This window comes from Acinetobacter sp. SFD, from assembly GCF_001647575.1.
Classification (GTDB): domain Bacteria; phylum Pseudomonadota; class Gammaproteobacteria; order Pseudomonadales; family Moraxellaceae; genus Acinetobacter; species Acinetobacter pecorum.
Genome location: NZ_LSZJ01000014.1, coordinates 25,374 through 41,814, shown reverse-complemented (window position 1 = coordinate 41,814; position 16,441 = coordinate 25,374). Strand labels below are relative to the sequence as shown.

Annotated in this window: 14 protein-coding genes; 6 read left to right on the top strand and 8 right to left on the bottom strand. The window is 42.5% G+C overall.

What is annotated here, in order from left to right; genetic code table 11:
* Window positions 1–21 precede the first annotated feature (21 nt).
* Together AY605_RS11405 and ppsA are read right to left on the bottom strand one after the other, a co-directional pair.
* Window positions 22–816: an RDD family protein gene (locus tag AY605_RS11405; RefSeq protein WP_064096512.1), complete on the bottom strand. Its 795-nt coding sequence runs from the start codon at window positions 814–816 to the stop codon at window positions 22–24.
* Between the two features lie 416 nt (window positions 817–1,232).
* A complete protein-coding gene (ppsA, locus tag AY605_RS11400; RefSeq protein WP_064096511.1) occupies window positions 1,233–3,611 on the bottom strand; it encodes a phosphoenolpyruvate synthase in 2,379 nt (792 codons plus the stop codon).
* A gap of 154 nt (window positions 3,612–3,765) precedes the next feature.
* Between ppsA and AY605_RS11395 the strand changes: the two genes are divergently transcribed.
* Complete coding sequence (locus tag AY605_RS11395; RefSeq protein WP_064096510.1) at window positions 3,766–4,602, top strand: pyruvate, water dikinase regulatory protein; 837 nt, start codon at window positions 3,766–3,768, stop codon at window positions 4,600–4,602.
* 250 nt (window positions 4,603–4,852) lie between these two features.
* On the opposite strand, the gene AY605_RS11390 is transcribed toward AY605_RS11395, so the two are convergent.
* The 4 genes from AY605_RS11390 to AY605_RS11375 all read right to left on the bottom strand — a co-directional run bounded on the left by AY605_RS11390 (window position 4,853) and on the right by AY605_RS11375 (window position 8,135).
* A complete protein-coding gene (locus AY605_RS11390; RefSeq protein ID WP_064096509.1) occupies window positions 4,853–5,410 on the bottom strand; it encodes a hypothetical protein in 558 nt (185 codons plus the stop codon).
* Window positions 5,411–5,857: 447 nt separating this feature from the next.
* Window positions 5,858–6,862, bottom strand: a complete 1,005-nt coding sequence (locus tag AY605_RS11385) for an LLM class flavin-dependent oxidoreductase (RefSeq protein ID WP_064096508.1) — start codon at window positions 6,860–6,862, stop codon at window positions 5,858–5,860.
* A 156-nt stretch (window positions 6,863–7,018) separates the two neighbouring features.
* The gene (locus tag AY605_RS11380) at window positions 7,019–7,474 is read right to left on the bottom strand and encodes a hypothetical protein (protein WP_064096507.1); all 456 of its coding nucleotides are present in this window, start codon (window positions 7,472–7,474) and stop codon (window positions 7,019–7,021) included.
* A gap of 244 nt (window positions 7,475–7,718) precedes the next feature.
* Window positions 7,719–8,135, bottom strand: coding sequence for a glycine zipper 2TM domain-containing protein (locus AY605_RS11375; protein WP_064096506.1), 417 nt, complete (start codon window positions 8,133–8,135; stop codon window positions 7,719–7,721).
* Between the two features lie 346 nt (window positions 8,136–8,481).
* Between AY605_RS11375 and prfA the strand changes: the two genes are divergently transcribed.
* Window positions 8,482–9,570: a peptide chain release factor 1 gene (gene prfA, locus AY605_RS11370; RefSeq protein ID WP_064096505.1), complete on the top strand. Its 1,089-nt coding sequence runs from the start codon at window positions 8,482–8,484 to the stop codon at window positions 9,568–9,570.
* On the top strand, window positions 9,570–10,388 hold the full coding sequence (gene prmC, locus AY605_RS11365; protein WP_064096504.1) for a peptide chain release factor N(5)-glutamine methyltransferase: 819 nt from the start codon (window positions 9,570–9,572) through the stop codon (window positions 10,386–10,388). The genes prfA and prmC overlap by 1 nt, the downstream gene beginning before the upstream one ends.
* A gap of 183 nt (window positions 10,389–10,571) precedes the next feature.
* Here prmC and AY605_RS11360 read toward each other — a convergent pair whose 3' ends face one another.
* Both AY605_RS11360 and AY605_RS11355 read right to left on the bottom strand, forming a co-directional pair.
* A complete protein-coding gene (locus tag AY605_RS11360) occupies window positions 10,572–10,925 on the bottom strand; it encodes a hypothetical protein (RefSeq protein ID WP_064096503.1) in 354 nt (117 codons plus the stop codon).
* A gap of 223 nt (window positions 10,926–11,148) precedes the next feature.
* A complete protein-coding gene (locus AY605_RS11355; protein WP_064096502.1) occupies window positions 11,149–12,171 on the bottom strand; it encodes an AraC family transcriptional regulator in 1,023 nt (340 codons plus the stop codon).
* 135 nt (window positions 12,172–12,306) lie between these two features.
* On the opposite strand from AY605_RS11355, the gene AY605_RS11350 reads away from it, so the two are divergent.
* The 3 genes from AY605_RS11350 (at window position 12,307) to AY605_RS11340 (ending at window position 16,291) form a co-directional block, all read left to right on the top strand.
* On the top strand, window positions 12,307–13,077 hold the full coding sequence (locus AY605_RS11350) for a 3-hydroxyacyl-CoA dehydrogenase (protein ID WP_064096501.1): 771 nt from the start codon (window positions 12,307–12,309) through the stop codon (window positions 13,075–13,077).
* Between the two features lie 163 nt (window positions 13,078–13,240).
* On the top strand, window positions 13,241–14,377 hold the full coding sequence (locus AY605_RS11345) for an acyl-CoA dehydrogenase family protein (RefSeq protein WP_064096500.1): 1,137 nt from the start codon (window positions 13,241–13,243) through the stop codon (window positions 14,375–14,377).
* A gap of 267 nt (window positions 14,378–14,644) precedes the next feature.
* A complete protein-coding gene (locus tag AY605_RS11340) occupies window positions 14,645–16,291 on the top strand; it encodes an AMP-binding protein (RefSeq protein WP_064096499.1) in 1,647 nt (548 codons plus the stop codon).
* Window positions 16,292–16,441 lie beyond the last annotated feature (150 nt).

Here is a 16,441-nt window from a genome sequence, read left to right as displayed (position 1 = left end):
CCGTTTTTATTTGCTGCTAAATTATTGTTTTACTACTTGAGTTTTGGCTAGTTTGTCATGTAGTGTCTGACGTTTTTTACCCAGTCCGAATGCCCAGTCTATAATTAAGCTGAGAGGCATAAACATGATATTGAAGAAAATGAACAACACACTGCGGATAGTAAAAGCGCGTAACAAGCTGGTTTTTTCGCCAGAATCAGCATCTACAATTTTGATTTTCGTGAGTTTTTTACCAATACTTTGACCTGATTTTGCAATCAGAAATGCCTGAATAGCCAGCATAATCAGTAAATAGACCGCTGTGGCAAGCCAGGCCTGCTGAGAAAACATCTCAAACATTTGAGTCTGTAATTGCTGGGCCATTGCCGGATCTGCATCGCTGCTCAGCACCACGTTCATGAATTCTTGGTTCAATTCTGCGAACCGTGCTTCCTGTTCAGGAGTGAAAAATGCAGTCAGGATAAAAGTCGCCGGCAACCACAATAGCAGGTCTACAATTTTAGCCAGGATACGACTGGGAATACTGGCCAGTTCATTTTTTCTTGCAGATACTCGAGGCTGCTGGCCATAAGAGGTTTTTTCGGTTTGATTATTCTGAAATACAGGTGTTTCAGAAGTTGGTGCTGGAGCGATATAGCCTTCAGGTTGATATACTGATTTTCCTTGGGTAAGTTCACCTAAGGCTTTCCATTCTGTCATGCCTTGATGCCAGGCTAAATCTGTCAGCATGACTTGTTGATTCGCCAGCATCTGATTCAATTGCTCGAGCGTATATGGACCAGCTTGTTGATTGTTTCGTGCCAAGTAAATCTGCATATAAACTGAATCTCAATATTTAAATGTGAACTGATAAATAGGTTTAATCAAGATTGTAGTGAATTCTGTTTTGAAAACAAACACTCTCTCATCGTAAGATATAGATTAATTGAGGATTTTCAATCATATTTCTCATTAAAATGCATCCTACACATAAACTGAAAACTTCTGTGTTCTAAAAAGATACATGTCTGGACTTCAGGTAGACATTTATTATTGCTAGTTTGGTATGACTTTACTGTTGGTATTTGTTTGTCATTACAGTAGGGGTATGTTCAGAAATTTAATTTAATTATTTCAGGTAATTCAATTGCTTAAATTTTGAATATTTTTAGTCCATTGATTTGAACTAGTAAATGATAGTGAGCTTATAAAAAAGACCCTATTAAAGGGTCTTTTTTATATTCAAAATGAATTTATGCTTTTTTTACTTTTTCTTCAGCAAGGAAGAACCAGGTATCCAATACTGAGTCTGGGTTAAGCGACACAGATTCAATTCCTTGTTCCATTAGCCATTGTGCAAGATCTGGATGGTCAGAAGGGCCTTGACCACAGATACCGACATATTTGCCTGCTTTACGACATGCATGGATTGCCATAGACAGAAGTACTTTAACTGCAGGATCACGTTCATCAAACAGGTGAGATACGATCCCCGAGTCACGGTCCAGACCAAGAGTTAACTGAGTCAAGTCGTTTGAACCGATAGAGAAACCATCGAAGTGTTCAAGGAACTGTTCAGCTAACAAGGCATTAGTTGGAAGTTCACACATCATGATGACTTTCAGGCCATTCTCGCCACGTTTCAAGCCATTTAAAGCAAGAAGTTCAATCACGCGTTTTGCTTCAGCTACAGTACGAACGAATGGAATCATGATCTGTACGTTGGTTAAGCCCATTTCATCACGAACTTTCTTCAATGCACGGCATTCCAGCTCGAAGCAATCACGGAAGTTGTCAGAGACATAACGGCTTGCACCACGGAAGCCCAGCATCGGGTTTTCTTCCTCTGGTTCGTATAACTTACCACCGATCAAATTCGCATATTCGTTTGACTTGAAGTCAGACATACGTACGATCACTGGCTTGTCTGCGAATGCAGCAGCAAGAGTAGAAATACCTTCAACCAGTTTTTCTACGTAAAATTCGATTGGAGATGCATAACCCGCAGTACGTGCCATGACTGCTGCACGTGTTTCACGTGGCAGGCTGTCGATGTTCAGTAATGCTTTAGGGTGTACACCGATCATACGGTTGATGATGAACTCTAGACGTGCAAGACCAATACCTTCGTTTGGAATTTGAGCAAAGTCGAATGCACGATCCGGGTTACCCACGTTCATCATGACTTTGAACGGTAATGCTGGCATTGATTCGATCGAGTTGGTTTGAATTTCGAAATCAAGCGCACCTTCGTAGATGAAGCCGGTATCGCCTTCAGCACAAGATACAGTGACTTCTTGACCATCAACCAGTACTTCAGTGGCATTACCACAACCTACAATTGCAGGAACACCTAATTCACGTGCAATGATTGCAGCGTGACAAGTACGACCACCACGGTTGGTGATAATCGCAGCAGCACGTTTCATCACTGGTTCCCAGTCCGGGTCAGTCATGTCAGATACAAGTACATCACCGTCTTGTACTTTGTCCATTTCTTTAATCGACGTCACGATACGGACTTTACCAGAACCGATACGTTGACCAATTGAACGGCCTTCACAGATTACAGTGCCGCGTTGTTTCAACAGATAGCGTTCCATGGTACCGACATTTTCACGGCTTTTTACTGTTTCAGGACGTGCCTGAACGATATAAATTTTGCCATCATCACCGTCTTTTGCCCATTCGATGTCCATTGGAGAACCGTAATGGTTTTCAATGATCAACGCTTGTTTAGCCAGTTCTTGTAGCTCGTGATCATTCAATGCAAATTGCTGACGATCTGCTTTTTCTACGTCAACTACAACTACTGATTTACCCGCAGAGGCTTCTTCACCATAAATCATTTTCTGGTGCTTAGAACCCAGGTTACGACGAAGAATTGCGTGTCGACCTGCATTTAAAAGTGGTTTGGAAATATAGAATTCATCCGGGTTAACTGCACCCTGAACAACCATTTCACCCAAACCATAAGAAGCGGTAATGAATACTGCATCACGGAAGCCTGATTCAGTATCTAGTGTGAACATTACACCCGCAGCACCAGTTTCTGAACGAACCATGCGTTGTACACCAGCGGACAAAGCCACTACATCATGGGCAAAGTTTTGGTGTACACGGTAAGAGATTGCGCGGTCGTTGTACAAAGAGGCAAACACTTCTTTGATTGCAATCAGAACGTTATCGATACCACGAATGTTCAGGAAAGTTTCTTGCTGTCCGGCAAAAGAAGCATCCGGCAAATCTTCTGCAGTTGCAGAAGAACGAACGGCAACCGCGATGTCAGGGTTGCCGTTAGAAAGTTCTGCAAATGCTGTACGAACTTCTTGTTCTAATGCAGGTGTAAGTGGAGTATCCACAATCCATTGACGAATTTTTGCGCCAGTTTCAGCGAGTGCATTCACGTCATCAACATTGAGTGCAGCAAGCTCTGCATTGATTTTAGCGTTTAGGCCACTTTGCTCGAGAAATTCACGGTAGGCATCGGCAGTCGTTGCGAAACCACCTGGCACAGATACACCAGCATTTGATAAATGGCTGATCATTTCGCCTAGTGATGAGTTTTTCCCACCAACCAGCTCAACGTCGTGCTTCCCTAATTTTTCCAGACCAATTACGCGCGCTTCCAAAGTTGTTACTCCACTTTTGCAGTATTAATCACTATCTTGGCATGAGAGTATAGCAAATCATCTAGGTTTTTGATTTTACTAAGCGACAGTCATGTAAGATCGGTTTACTATAAAGATTATATAGCACTAAGACAAATGTTGGAGGAGAATTTTAATGTCGGAAGGTAAACAAATTCAGCGTAGTGTTTTCTTTATTTCAGATGGTACTGCCATCACCGCTGAAACGCTTGGCCACTCGTTGTTAGCGCAGTTTCCACACGTAAAATTTGACATTCATATTATCCCTTACATTAGCTCTGAAGAAGCCGCTACAAGTGTGGTGGCAGAGATCAATGCAAGAGCTCAAATAGACGGTGAAAAACCTCTGGTATTTGATACTTTGGTTGATCCTTATGTTCGCGATATTATTAATACAGCAAATGCGGTAAATCTTGATGTATTTGAAGGGCTTATTAGTAAATTGGCTGATGAGTTAGGCACGATTCCTACGACTTTAGTCGGACAGACTCATGCAGTGACGGACTCCGAATCCTATAAAGCCCGTATTGATGCTGTCCATTTTGCTTTGGATAATGATGATGGCGCACGTACCCGTCATTATGATAAAGCCGATCTGATTCTGATTGGTGTATCACGTTCTGGTAAAACACCAACTTCTATTTATCTGTCTTTGCAGTTCGGTATTCGTGTAGCAAACTATCCGCTAACAGAAGAAGATCTGGATGATAACCGTCTGCCAGCAGTGCTAAGACCCCATAAAAACAAGCTTTTTGGTCTGATGATTGATGCAGAACGTCTGGTTGCCATCCGCACTGAACGTAAGGCGAACAGCCGTTATGCCAGCTTTAGCCAGTGTCAGATGGAACTGCGTGCGATTGAAGGCATCTATATTTCAGAAGGAATCAAATACCTGAATGTCTCTGAAATGTCGATTGAGGAGATTTCTACCCGGATCCTGCAAATGACTGGTCTTAAACGTCGTATCGGTTAAGAAAAGTGCAGAGCCAAGCGAGGACTTGGCTCTGATTTATAGATAAAAAATTAATAAAAGAGCCAGATTCATAGAAATAAAATATCAATATTATCAATAAATAAAATACTGAATATTTTTTTTAAAAATACATGCCGCTATTTTTTAATCAACTTGTCTAGATACTCACCAAAAAATTCAATTTTATAGACCCTGTATTTTTTAAATACAGCTTATAATTTCAGTTTACTAGCCTATCCATTGATCAGTTTCATACTGAAAACGTATACACAATCAGTTCGACCTGATGCTCAGCGCCATTAATACAATAAATGCTATCTTTAGAAATTTTTGAAATAGGCCAGGTAATCAGCTGGCAATTTTCACGTTGCAGGGCAGTATAGTAATGATCAGATTTTAAATAAACTTTAGACACTTCGGCGAGATTTGGCATAAGTTGACGTCTTAACCATAAATTCTGGACCTGATTTTCCAGATAACGTAAAGACAAAATGCTTTTGATCCGGCTATTAAATAAGCGTCGATTTTTGATAATCAGAGGATGATTCAACAGTCGTTGCAGACCATGCTCTGTACCGGGAAGCACGAATTGCGGATTAATCTGAAAAACTTTCACAGATCGGGCGTGCTGGCTAATGTGATTGAGATGACTCACGGTAAACTGGTCCGTGCCAATAATCGCAATATCTTTCCCAGCGCAGTCTAATTCAGCAAGCTGGGAAGAGGGCACTTTAAGGCCAGTAAAATGCTGGAAATTTTCGGGACGATTCTCGAATATGCCCATATGTACATCCTGCTTGGTAGACATTGTTTTTCCTTGAAATTTTTTAATAATTGATTTTATTTGCTTTTCTATAGATATTAACAAAAGCCCCAGAGCAGTAAAGTTTAAAATTTAACTTAGACAGTCATTCTATTTTCTATAGTTGTTTTTAGTGCAAAAGAGTAAGCCCAGAGAAAAATATCTATTAAAAAAGATAACACGTGAATTTGTGTGGCTGGCCATACAGATCAATGTATAGATTAAAAACAATACCCATTCCGAAGAATGGGTATTGTAGATGACAATAACACAAACTAGAAAAAGTCAGCATTATCAAAGAAATTCCCTTTCCTTATAGGAAAGGCTAGGAAGAGGTTGTGTATAAAAATTTCTTCTCCCCCTTGCGTAGCATGCTCCTCCTTAGAGGAGAAGGAAATTTAAATACCCATTTAAATATTAATAAAAAATCATTTTTTGACTTAGAGATGAGATCTATTGCCCGTTCTTGATTTGCATCAGTAATTCAAAGTTATGCAGACGTTTCTCTGTATCATAAATATCACAGGTGAAAATAAACTCATCCACATCATATTTTGCCAGAAGTGTTTCCAGCCCCGCTTTAACAGTTTCTTTAGAACCCACTTGTGCCATGGCAAAGAAATTATCGACAGACATTTTTTCTGGTGGTGACCAAAGCCCTTCCATTGAGCCAATCGGAGCTTTCAGTTTGAGGCTCTGACCGCGAATCAGGGAAAGCACTCGTTGGTAAGCACTCGTTGCCAGATATTCTGCTTCTTCCTCGGTATCTGCGACACAGGTCGGTACGCCCATGGAAACATAGGGGCGATCCAGATATTCAGAGGGTTGGAAATTGTCACGATACAGCTGAATCGCCTGACCCAGCATACGTGGAGCAAAATGCGAAGCAAATGAATAAGGCAGACCAAGTTTCGCTGCGAGCTGGGCACTAAACAGGCTGGAGCCTAATAACCACACTGGAACATGGGTACTTTGACCCGGTGTTGCCACGATACGTTGTCCAGGAATTGGATCTTTAAAATACTGCAGAATTTCCAGTACATCTTGTGGAAACTGGTCTTCGGTTTCCTGACGGCCACGACGTAGGGCACGCATGGTCATTTGATCGGTGCCTGGAGCACGGCCCAGACCCAGTTCAATACGATCCGGATAGAGCGTTGCCAATGTGCCGAACTGTTCAGCCACGACCAACGGGGCATGGTTGGGTAACATAATTCCGCCAGAACCTAAAGTTAAGGTTTTGGTATTTGCCAGTAAATAGCCTAAGAGAACTGCGGTTGCTGAGCTGGCGATGCCATCCATATTATGATGTTCTGCCAGCCACATCCGGCGATAACCCAATTTTTCTGCTGTTTGGGCAAGTTCGAGCGCATGGTTTAGCGCAAATTGAATGCTCTTGTCGTCACGAACAGGAACCAGTTCGAGGATAGAGAACTGGGTATCGTTAAGTGTACGCATAGTATTACTCTTAAATAGACATCTTTAAAAGCATACGACTTTAGATTGTATTTGTATATCGAAGAAAATCGATATAAGTGTAAACTAAATTATAAAGATAAAAAAAATAAGCATCCGAAGATGCTTATAAAGGAGGAAAGGATAAAAGATGAAGTCTTAACGACGACGGTTATTGTAGCGATAATCGTTGTAACGGTAATTGCGAGAAGAGTTATAGCGACGTTCGCTACGATCATCATAACGACGGTCTTCGCTAACTTTTTTACCTAAAGCTGAACCGCCTGCTGAACCGAGTGCTGCACCGATATAACCACCATTGCTGCCAGCCATATTTCGACCTACTGCATAACCTGCACCGCCACCTAAAGCACCGCCGATAATCGCACCATTACGGTCACGTTTATTTGCTGCCACTGCGGCACCTGCACCACCACCAATCGCTGAACCGATTGTTGCGCCAGTGGTACCGCCCATTTTATTACCGACTGCGGCACCCACAACGCCCCCCAAAGCAGAAGCTAAAGCTGTATTGGTTGTATTGCCTGCATTGGCAGCTGTCATACCCATGGCTGAGGTTGCTACGACAGCGATCATTAGAGATTTATAGTTCATGAGGACACCTTTTATATATCTAGCTGTATTTTGTTGATAAAATCAATTTAATCTAGCAAGCGCCAAACAGCATGGAGGCAGTGTTGGCGAATTGTGATTTTTATCTCCTTAATTTATTCATGATGTTGGCAAGATAAGTTGATGCTTTACATGAATTTGGAGGGAATAAAAGAGCAATAAAAAAGCACCCGAAGGTGCCTCTTGTGTTAAATGTAGCCGCTGGCCTAAAATGCCTGAATTCAAATTAACGGTAACGTTTTTTCCAGTGTTTAGAGCGTTTTTCAGCAGTTTTATCCTTGGAAATCTTGTTACCTAATGCAGCACCACCCGCAGCGCCCAATGCTGATCCAATATAGCCACCGTTAGAGCCGCCCATATTTTTACCTACTGTATATCCTGCACCGCCACCTAGAGCGCCACCAATTGCAGATTCAGTCCGGTTTTTCTTGCTGCTTGCAACCGCTGCACCACCAGCACCACCTAAAGCAGCACCCAAGGTTGCACCAGTATTGCCACCCATATTTTTACCTAAAGCTGTACCCGCAACACTACCCAAAGCACTTGCTGCTGCAACGCGTGCTGTACTGTCTGCATATGCGTTTACAGTCATCATTGAACCAGCAGCTAAAACTGTACTCATTAAAAGTGCATTAAGCTTCATGTCATTACTCCGTGTCCATTTATGGGACTGTAGTTATTTCGATGCAGAAAATGTAACAAATCATGCTGCAAACAATATGAAGATCTTTCTTCATAATTACTGGATTTATTTGGCAAATTGTAAAATCTGCAGTAAATAAGCATAAGATCGATTACTAAAAAGGCAGTTTTACTATTTTTAATCATATTTATTAACAAAGACATTAGAACGAGAACAATAGCAAGCCGGACTTACTCAATAATGATGTTCATTAGAGGCCAGAGTCGTTAAACTAGGCGCAATTTTTTGATTTCGCTGTGCTAAATGAATATTTAGCTGCAGCCATATGTTTGAGATTTTTTAGAAAATGAAAGAATCGTTACGTTTACGATTAGACCAGCTCTCTGACCGCCATGAAGAACTGACCGCATTGCTAGCTGATGTAGAAGTCATTTCTGATAACAAGCGCTTCCGTCAATTATCACGTGAGCATAATGACTTAACAGAAATCACCAATGTCTGGACCAAGTACAGACAGGCTGAAGAAGACATCGAAACGGCTCAGGCCATGCTGTCAGACCCGGATTTCAAGGAAATGGCACAGGAAGAAATTAAAGAAAATAAAGCTTTAATCGAATCGCTTGAAGCTGATCTGAATATCCTGATGATTCCGAAAGATCCGAATGATGCCAACTCGGCTTATTTAGAAATCCGTGCTGGAACAGGCGGTGATGAAGCGGCAATTTTCTCGGGTGACCTGTTCCGTATGTATAGTAAATATGCTGAGTCTCAAGGCTGGAAACTTGAAATCCTGTCCGAAAATGAAGGCGAGCATGGCGGTTATAAAGAAGTCATTTGTCTGATTAATGGTGAAGGTGTCTATGGTCGCCTGAAATTCGAAAGTGGTGCGCACCGTGTGCAGCGTGTACCTGCAACCGAATCTCAGGGCCGCGTCCATACTTCTGCATGTACGGTAGCGATTCTTCCGGAAGTGGATGTCGATACTTCGGTTGAAATCAATTCATCTGATTTGCGTATTGATACTTACCGTGCTTCAGGTGCCGGTGGTCAGCATATTAACAAAACTGACTCTGCTGTTCGTATTACCCACCTCCCAACCGGTACAGTGGTTGAGTGTCAGGATGAACGTTCACAGCATAAAAATAAAGCCAAAGCCATGGCTTTACTGGTTTCACGTCTGGAAAATGCCAAACGTGCTGCTGCGGATGCGGCTACTTCTGAAATGCGTCGTGACCTAGTTGGTTCAGGTGACCGGTCAGAACGTATTCGTACCTACAACTATCCACAAGGCCGTATGACCGATCATCGTATTAACTTGACCTTATACAAGCTTGATGCGGTGATGGAAGGTGACCTGACTGAATTGCTGGACAGTCTGCATCGTGAATATCAGGCTGATCAGTTGGCCATGCTTGCACAGCAGAATGGTGGATAATGAATATTTTACAAGCGCTGGCTTTGCGCGGCGAAGCTGAGAGTTACGAACGTCAGGAAAATGCCTGGTTACTGGAACACATCACCAAGATTGATTCATTTGATCTGCTGATGAAAAAGGATCAGGAACTAACGCCGGAACAGGAACAGGCGTATAAAGACGGTCTGGCGCGTATAGCTGCCGGTGAGCCTTTGGCTTATGTCACTGGTTCACAGCCATTCTGGACTTTGGACCTCAAAGTGACCAAAGATACTTTGGTACCACGTCCAGATACTGAAGTACTGGTTGAGACTGTGTTGAAATTGGACCTGCCTGAAGATGCCCGTGTGGCAGATTTAGGTACAGGTACTGGCGCAATTGCGTTATCACTTGCTTCTGAACGTCCAAACTGGTCCATAACGGCTTCGGATATTTACGCGCCTACGCTGGAGGTGGCGAAGTATAATGCAGAGCAGCATGATATTGAGAATGTGGAATTTGTTCTCGGTTCATGGTTGAAGCCATTTGGCCGTCAGTTCTTTGATGCGATTGTATCAAACCCGCCGTATATCGATGCGAATGATGCACATATGTCGAATCTGGCGACTGAGCCGGAACGTGCTCTGGTGGCAGACAAAAAGGGTCTGGCGGATCTGGAGGACATTATTATTCAAGCCAAGAAGCATTTGACTGTGAATGGTTGGGTGGTGCTTGAGCATGGTTATGATCAGGCAGACGCCGTACAACATCTATTTAAACAGGCGGGCTATAAGCAAGTCCGCACGGTTAAAGATTATGGTGGTAATGATCGTGTGACTTTGGCGAAGTGGCCACATTAATCTGTAATCTATCTTTCTTTATTAAAAAGCGACCGGTATGGTCGCTTTTTTATTCAAGTTTTTATCAATTCCCAGCTGAATCTGAAACCTTAAACATTCTTAATGACATCACGCCAAGGCAGTATAACTAAAAATAAAAAAAGCAATGCCAGAGCACTGCTTTCGAGGAATACTTAAAAAGAATTACATCGGATAGTCTTGTAGACAGTCATATACTTCGACCTGATCCAGACTGCCGGTTTCCATTGCCAGACAAAGTGCCACAACCTTCAAAGTATCTGCCAAAGATTTTTCATCTTTCAAGGCAATACCTTGCTGTAATTCGTTGATACGTTCTTCTGGTATTTCAAGGGCTTGAGCAGCTTCTACAGCGTCTACCTGATTAAAGAAGTGCAGAATTGCATGTTTAAGTTCTGCATCCGATGCATTTAAAATCCCTTGATTCAACTGTTCTGTGATGAGATCAGTTGAAGAAAATAAAGCTTTCGAGAAATTTTGAACAAGATTTTGTTCAAATACATCAGTCATCTTTAACATGGAGATACCTTCAACAAGAAAGGAAAATAAAAAATACAGCCAAAAGTGGATGTTCTAAATTGATTGAAAAATAACCCATATTAATAGGAAAATAAAAGCTTTTAGGGTGACTGTATAGTTCTGTAATTTAAGACTACGACCCTTGAACTATATAACTATTGAATAAACATATGGTTAAATTTATTGATTGAGTTTTAATCGTTTTTAAGTCTTAATATATAGATTATTTTGTAATATTTTGCCGGTAAGCCCCCGGACTGACACCAGTCCATTTTTTAAAGGCACGATGAAAGGCACTGACTTCCTGGAAATTTAACTGATCACTGATATCCTGCAGACTTTGCTCTGTACGGGTTAAGAGATCAATCGCAGTATCACAACGAATTTCATTTTTAAGTTGCTGATAACTCAGGCCTTCATTTTTCAGACGGCGTTGTATGGTGGCTTCAGAGAGATTCATTTTCAAAGCAAGTTCATTCAGTTCCAGCCAGTCTGCGGGTGGTACATCTAATAGCTGTTTGCGAATCTGGGTGCTTAAAGCATACGGATTTTTAAAACGGACCAGCAGGTTATGTGGCGTCTGCTGAATAAACTGATACCAGGAAGTCTGATCCTGTTTTACTGGGAGTTGCAAATAGGCAGCATCAAACTGGATATAGTTTTCACTGGCCTGATATTCAATCTGTTCACAAAACCGGACTTTATAGTCAAAATCATTGATTGGCGCGGTGCATTTCAGCTGAATCTGATTGAGTAAAATTCGCTGGCCGCTTAACCAGCATAAGAGGGTGTGGATCAGCATTATATAGGTGGCATAACTGAACATGCGTTTGGTCTGTTTCTGGTCATAAATCACGATATAGGCAAAGTTTTCCTCGACCATGAGTGTACTGTACAGATCATCCAGAATCAGGTTGAAAAACTGCAGGATTTGTTGCAAGGCTTTTTCTAGTGTCTCTGTCTGCAACAGCATTTTGGATAACAGCTTGAAACTGCCACGGCGCATGGCATGGCTGTCCATACCAAAAAATTCATCGTTCATGCTGTCTGCTAGCGCGGTCCATAGCGCTGCATATTGCGCCACTGAAACCCGAGCCTTGGCTGAGTGCAGAATCTCTAACGGAATACCGGCTTTATTTAAGATAACAGCAATATCGTAATGTTGTGCTTTGGCATTCAATAATGCTTCATGAACCAGATCAATCGAGATGGTTCCCTTGCTATATTCCAAGACAGGTAAATGCATGGCCGGTCAAATATCCTTTTTTATATTGTCCAAATCCATCAATCAAGATGCAATATTTGGAAATTGTACAGAATAAAATCTCTGTTTACTCTTCTTCATAAGTCGTAACTTTTAAAATATCTAAAGGACAGAAACATGAAAATTCAGGGAAAAGTGATAGTGGTTACCGGTGGTGCGTCGGGTCTGGGTGCAGCCACAGCAACTTATCTGGTGGAACAAGGTGCCAAGGTCATTTTGGTAGACATGAACCAGGAACAGGGTGTCGCGCTGCAGGAGCAACTGGGTGAGCAGGCCGAATTTGTACAACTGGATGTCACTGACGAGCAGGCTGTCGAAGCCTTCTTTGCTGAAGTCGAAAGCAATTATGGTCAGCTAAATGGTCTGGTGAACTGTGCCGGGATTGCCCCGTCTGCCAAAGTGTTGGGACGAAACGGCATCCATGAATTGGCGATGTTCCAGAAAGTACTGAATATTAATGTGAGCGGTACTTTTAATATGCTGCGTCATGCGGCGGCTTTAATCGCAAAATATGAGCTGCAATCGGGTGAAGAAGAACGTGGCGTGATTGTGAATACTGCTTCGGTTGCCGCTTATGATGGCCAAATTGGTCAAACTGCCTATGCGGCATCCAAAGGTGCAGTAGTCGCAATGACTTTACCATTGGCACGTGAACTGGCTCGTGAAGCGATCCGTGTCATGACCATCGCGCCGGGTATCATGGAAACTCCAATGCTGAAAGGCATGCCGCAAAATGTCCAGGATGCTTTAGGACAGATGGTCCCGTTTCCACCACGGCTGGCCAAACCAAAAGAATTTGCTCAGTTAGTTGGTCATATTTTCGAAAATAGTTATTTGAATGGTGAAGTGATTCGTCTGGATGGTGCAATCCGTATGGCACCAAAATAATTCATTAAATAAAGATACTTTCTCTGATTCATCAAAATGGCAATGATGTGTCAGGGAAAGTTGTATGTTGAATTTGCCGAATACATCCAAAAAAATATCACATTTTGAAAATTAAAAAGTCTGTGCTGATGCTGGATAGAACGAATAAAGAAGGGAAAGACCCGTGATTTTAAATGACGAACAAAAAATGATTCAGGAAATGATGCGGAATTATTCGCAGCAGAAGTTGAAACCAACCGCTGGTTTGCGCGATAAAACAGCACAATTTCCTGCACAGGAACTCAAAGAACTGGGTGAGCTGGGTGCTTTGGGCATGACTGTTTCCGAGCAATGGGGTGGAGCAGGTCTGGACTATGTTTCGCTGGTACTGGCTCTTGAGGAAATCGCTGCCGGAGATGGAGCGATCTCGACGATTGTCAGCGTGCAGAATTCTTTGCCTTGTGGTATTACCCAGCGCTATGGCACAGAGGAACAAAAACAGAAATATCTGACCAAACTGGCGACAGGTGAATGGCTGGGGTGTTTTTGCCTGACGGAGCCACAAGCTGGGTCGGATGCCAGCGCTCTGGAATGTAAAGCCGAACGTGATGGCGACGAGTGGGTTTTAAATGGCATCAAGCAATTTATCACCACAGGTAAACACGCACAGATTGCACTAGTATTTGCTGTGACCGATAAATCTGCAGGGAAAAAAGGTATTTCATGTTTTCTGGTGCCGACCGATATACCGGGTTATATCGTGTCCAGTCTGGAAGAAAAAATGGGGCAACATTGTTCCGATACCGCGACCATCGTTCTGGATAATTGCCGGATTCCTGCTGCCAACCTGCTGGGGCAGGAAGGCGAAGGATACAAAATTGCCTTGTCTAATCTGGAGTCGGGCCGGATCGGGATTGCAGCACAATCTGTCGGTATGGCACGTGCTGCACTGGATGCCGCGGTAGAGTATGCCAATCAGCGTAAATCCTTTGGGGTGGAACTGGTTCAACATCAGGCTGTGGCATTCCGGCTTGCCGATATGGCCACCCAGATTGAAGCGGCGCGACAACTGGTCTTGCATGCGGCAACGCTCAAAGATGCTGGCCAGCCATGCTTAAAAGAAGCTTCTATGGCCAAGCTGTTTGCTTCGACTATCGCAGAGCGAGTCTGTTCGGATGCGATCCAGATTCATGGTGGCTATGGCTATGTGTCGGATTTTCCGGTTGAACGTATCTATCGTGATGTGCGAGTGAGCCAGATTTATGAAGGTGCATCAGATATTCAACGACTGGTGATTGCGCGTGAAGTATGTCAACGCTGATTTTTAATTTAAAAAAACAGACTTTGAGGGATGTTCAAATCCTGCACTTACATTGATGGATATGGAAATTGCAGGATTTAACTGAATATGATGCTCTAAAGACATACAGTGCGAATAATCGAAAATAAGCCTTATTCAGGTCCTAGCTATAAGGCATGAATGCAGATTTGAAAAATTATGCTGATGGAATCAGCAGGAACAACAAATACAAATGGATAAACTCAGGCAAGCTCGCCTGAAAACTACAATAGGAAAGAGGTTGTCGTCATGAAGACACTAGAGCAGGCATATGCTGATTTTAATTTTGAAAATATGGTTCAGGAACATCTGGTTGGAAGTACAGAGAACATCAATGCTTATACCGAATGCTGTGGTCGCTACCTGGGTCAAAACCGAACTGCACTGATCTGGCAAGGCAAAAATGGGAACGCACAACAATGGACTTTTGAGCAGCTGGCTGAAGCTTCAGGACAACTGGCCCATTACATGACTGTACTGGGGCTGCGAGCAGGCGACTGTATTGCCGGTCTGCTTCCACGTACTCCCGAACTCCTGATTACCATACTGGCGACCTGGCGTATCGGTGCGGTTTATCAGCCTCTATTTACTGCTTTTGAAAGCAAGGCTATTGAACATCGGATCAATACTGCTCAAACCAAGCTGATTATTACCAATCAGGAGCAGCATTCAAAACTGAATGATCTGAGTATTCCTCATATTTTAACTGTACATCCAACTCCTGATTGTGCTGAAGAAGATGCCGATTTCTGGACTGAAATCAAGGAATATCCAAGCGATTTTGAACCGGTTCAAGGCCGATTCAGTGATATTTTTTTGATGATGTTTACTTCAGGTACCACCGGACTGGCGAAATCAGTGCCTGTTCCTTTAAAGGCTTTACTGGCATTTAAAGGCTATATGCTACACGCTGTCGATTTACGTGAGGAGGATTCATTCTGGAATCTGGCCGATCCGGGTTGGGCCTATGGCCTGTATTATGGCATTGCAGGTCCTTTGAGCTTAGGGCATAGCATCATTATGGATGAGCGTGCTTTTAGTGTAGACAATGCAATTGAAATCATTAAAAAATATCAGGTGAATAACCTGACGGGCTCACCAACGGCATTCAGGATGTTCTTTGGCTTTAAAGAAAAATTTGATGCTGAAATCAGTGCATATTTACGTGTAGTCAGCAGTGCAGGTGAGCCCTTAACTCCAGAAGTGATTCAATGGTTCAATCTGGATCTAAACGTCAATATTTATGACCAGTATGGACAGACTGAACTTGGGATGGTGATTGCCAATCATCATGCTCTGGAGCATTATAAAAAAGTTGGTTCGGCTGGATTTGCGATTCCGGGGCATCGTTTTGCAGTATTGAATAAAGAGCATCAGGAAGTAGAAAAAGGCGGTGTCGGTACCCTGGCAATAGACTGTTCAGCTTCACCTTTGATGTGGTTTGACGGCTATGGCGGAAATAACCGGAAAGCCTTTATTGGTCAGTATTATTTAACCGGTGACACAGTCAAACTGAATGAATATGGTGGCATTGATTTTATTGGTCGTGCAGATGATGTCATTACCACGTCGGGCTATCGGGTTGGGCCTTTTGATGTAGAAAGCACCTTGCTGGAATGTGAGGAAGTATTGGAATCCGCCGTAGTGGGTAAGCCAGATCCTGAACGCACTGAAATTGTGAAGGCCTTCGTGGTGCTCAAGTCACAATATACCGCCAATGAAGACTTGATGATCAAGCTGCAGAACTATGTGCGTTCCCGCTTGTCTAAACATGCCTATCCAAAAGAGATTGAATTTGTTAGTGATTTACCCAAAACATCCAGTGGTAAAATTCAGCGCAATCTGCTTAAACAGCAGGAAATTGCTAAAATTCAAGCAATAAAACAGGTCAGTTGATTTTACTAAAGAAAATTTATAAGGTTGCAATTGCGGCCTTTTTAATTTTTTAGCCGATTACTTTTGAGGAGCTGTTTAAAATATTAATCACGCTATTTGAGTCATTACAATGTAATTTTTAATCATTTAAATTTAAAATAATCAAATATT

Bases quoted from the DNA above. Each gene is read 5' to 3' on its own strand.
- AY605_RS11405 (WP_064096512.1), bottom strand. From the start codon at position 816: ATGCAGATTTACTTGGCACGAAACAATCAACAAGCTGGTCCATATACG.
- AY605_RS11395 (WP_064096510.1), top strand. From the start codon at position 3,766: ATGTCGGAAGGTAAACAAATTCAGCGTAGTGTTTTCTTTATTTCAGAT.
- AY605_RS11390 (WP_064096509.1), bottom strand. From the start codon at position 5,410: ATGTCTACCAAGCAGGATGTACATATGGGCATATTCGAGAATCGTCCC.
- AY605_RS11385 (WP_064096508.1), bottom strand. From the start codon at position 6,862: ATGCGTACACTTAACGATACCCAGTTCTCTATCCTCGAACTGGTTCCT.
- AY605_RS11380 (WP_064096507.1), bottom strand. From the start codon at position 7,474: ATGAACTATAAATCTCTAATGATCGCTGTCGTAGCAACCTCAGCCATG.
- AY605_RS11375 (WP_064096506.1), bottom strand. From the start codon at position 8,135: ATGAAGCTTAATGCACTTTTAATGAGTACAGTTTTAGCTGCTGGTTCA.
- prfA (WP_064096505.1), top strand. From the start codon at position 8,482: ATGAAAGAATCGTTACGTTTACGATTAGACCAGCTCTCTGACCGCCAT.
- prmC (WP_064096504.1), top strand. From the start codon at position 9,570: ATGAATATTTTACAAGCGCTGGCTTTGCGCGGCGAAGCTGAGAGTTAC.
- AY605_RS11360 (WP_064096503.1), bottom strand. From the start codon at position 10,925: ATGTTAAAGATGACTGATGTATTTGAACAAAATCTTGTTCAAAATTTC.
- AY605_RS11355 (WP_064096502.1), bottom strand. From the start codon at position 12,171: ATGCATTTACCTGTCTTGGAATATAGCAAGGGAACCATCTCGATTGAT.
- AY605_RS11350 (WP_064096501.1), top strand. From the start codon at position 12,307: ATGAAAATTCAGGGAAAAGTGATAGTGGTTACCGGTGGTGCGTCGGGT.
- AY605_RS11340 (WP_064096499.1), top strand. From the start codon at position 14,645: ATGAAGACACTAGAGCAGGCATATGCTGATTTTAATTTTGAAAATATG.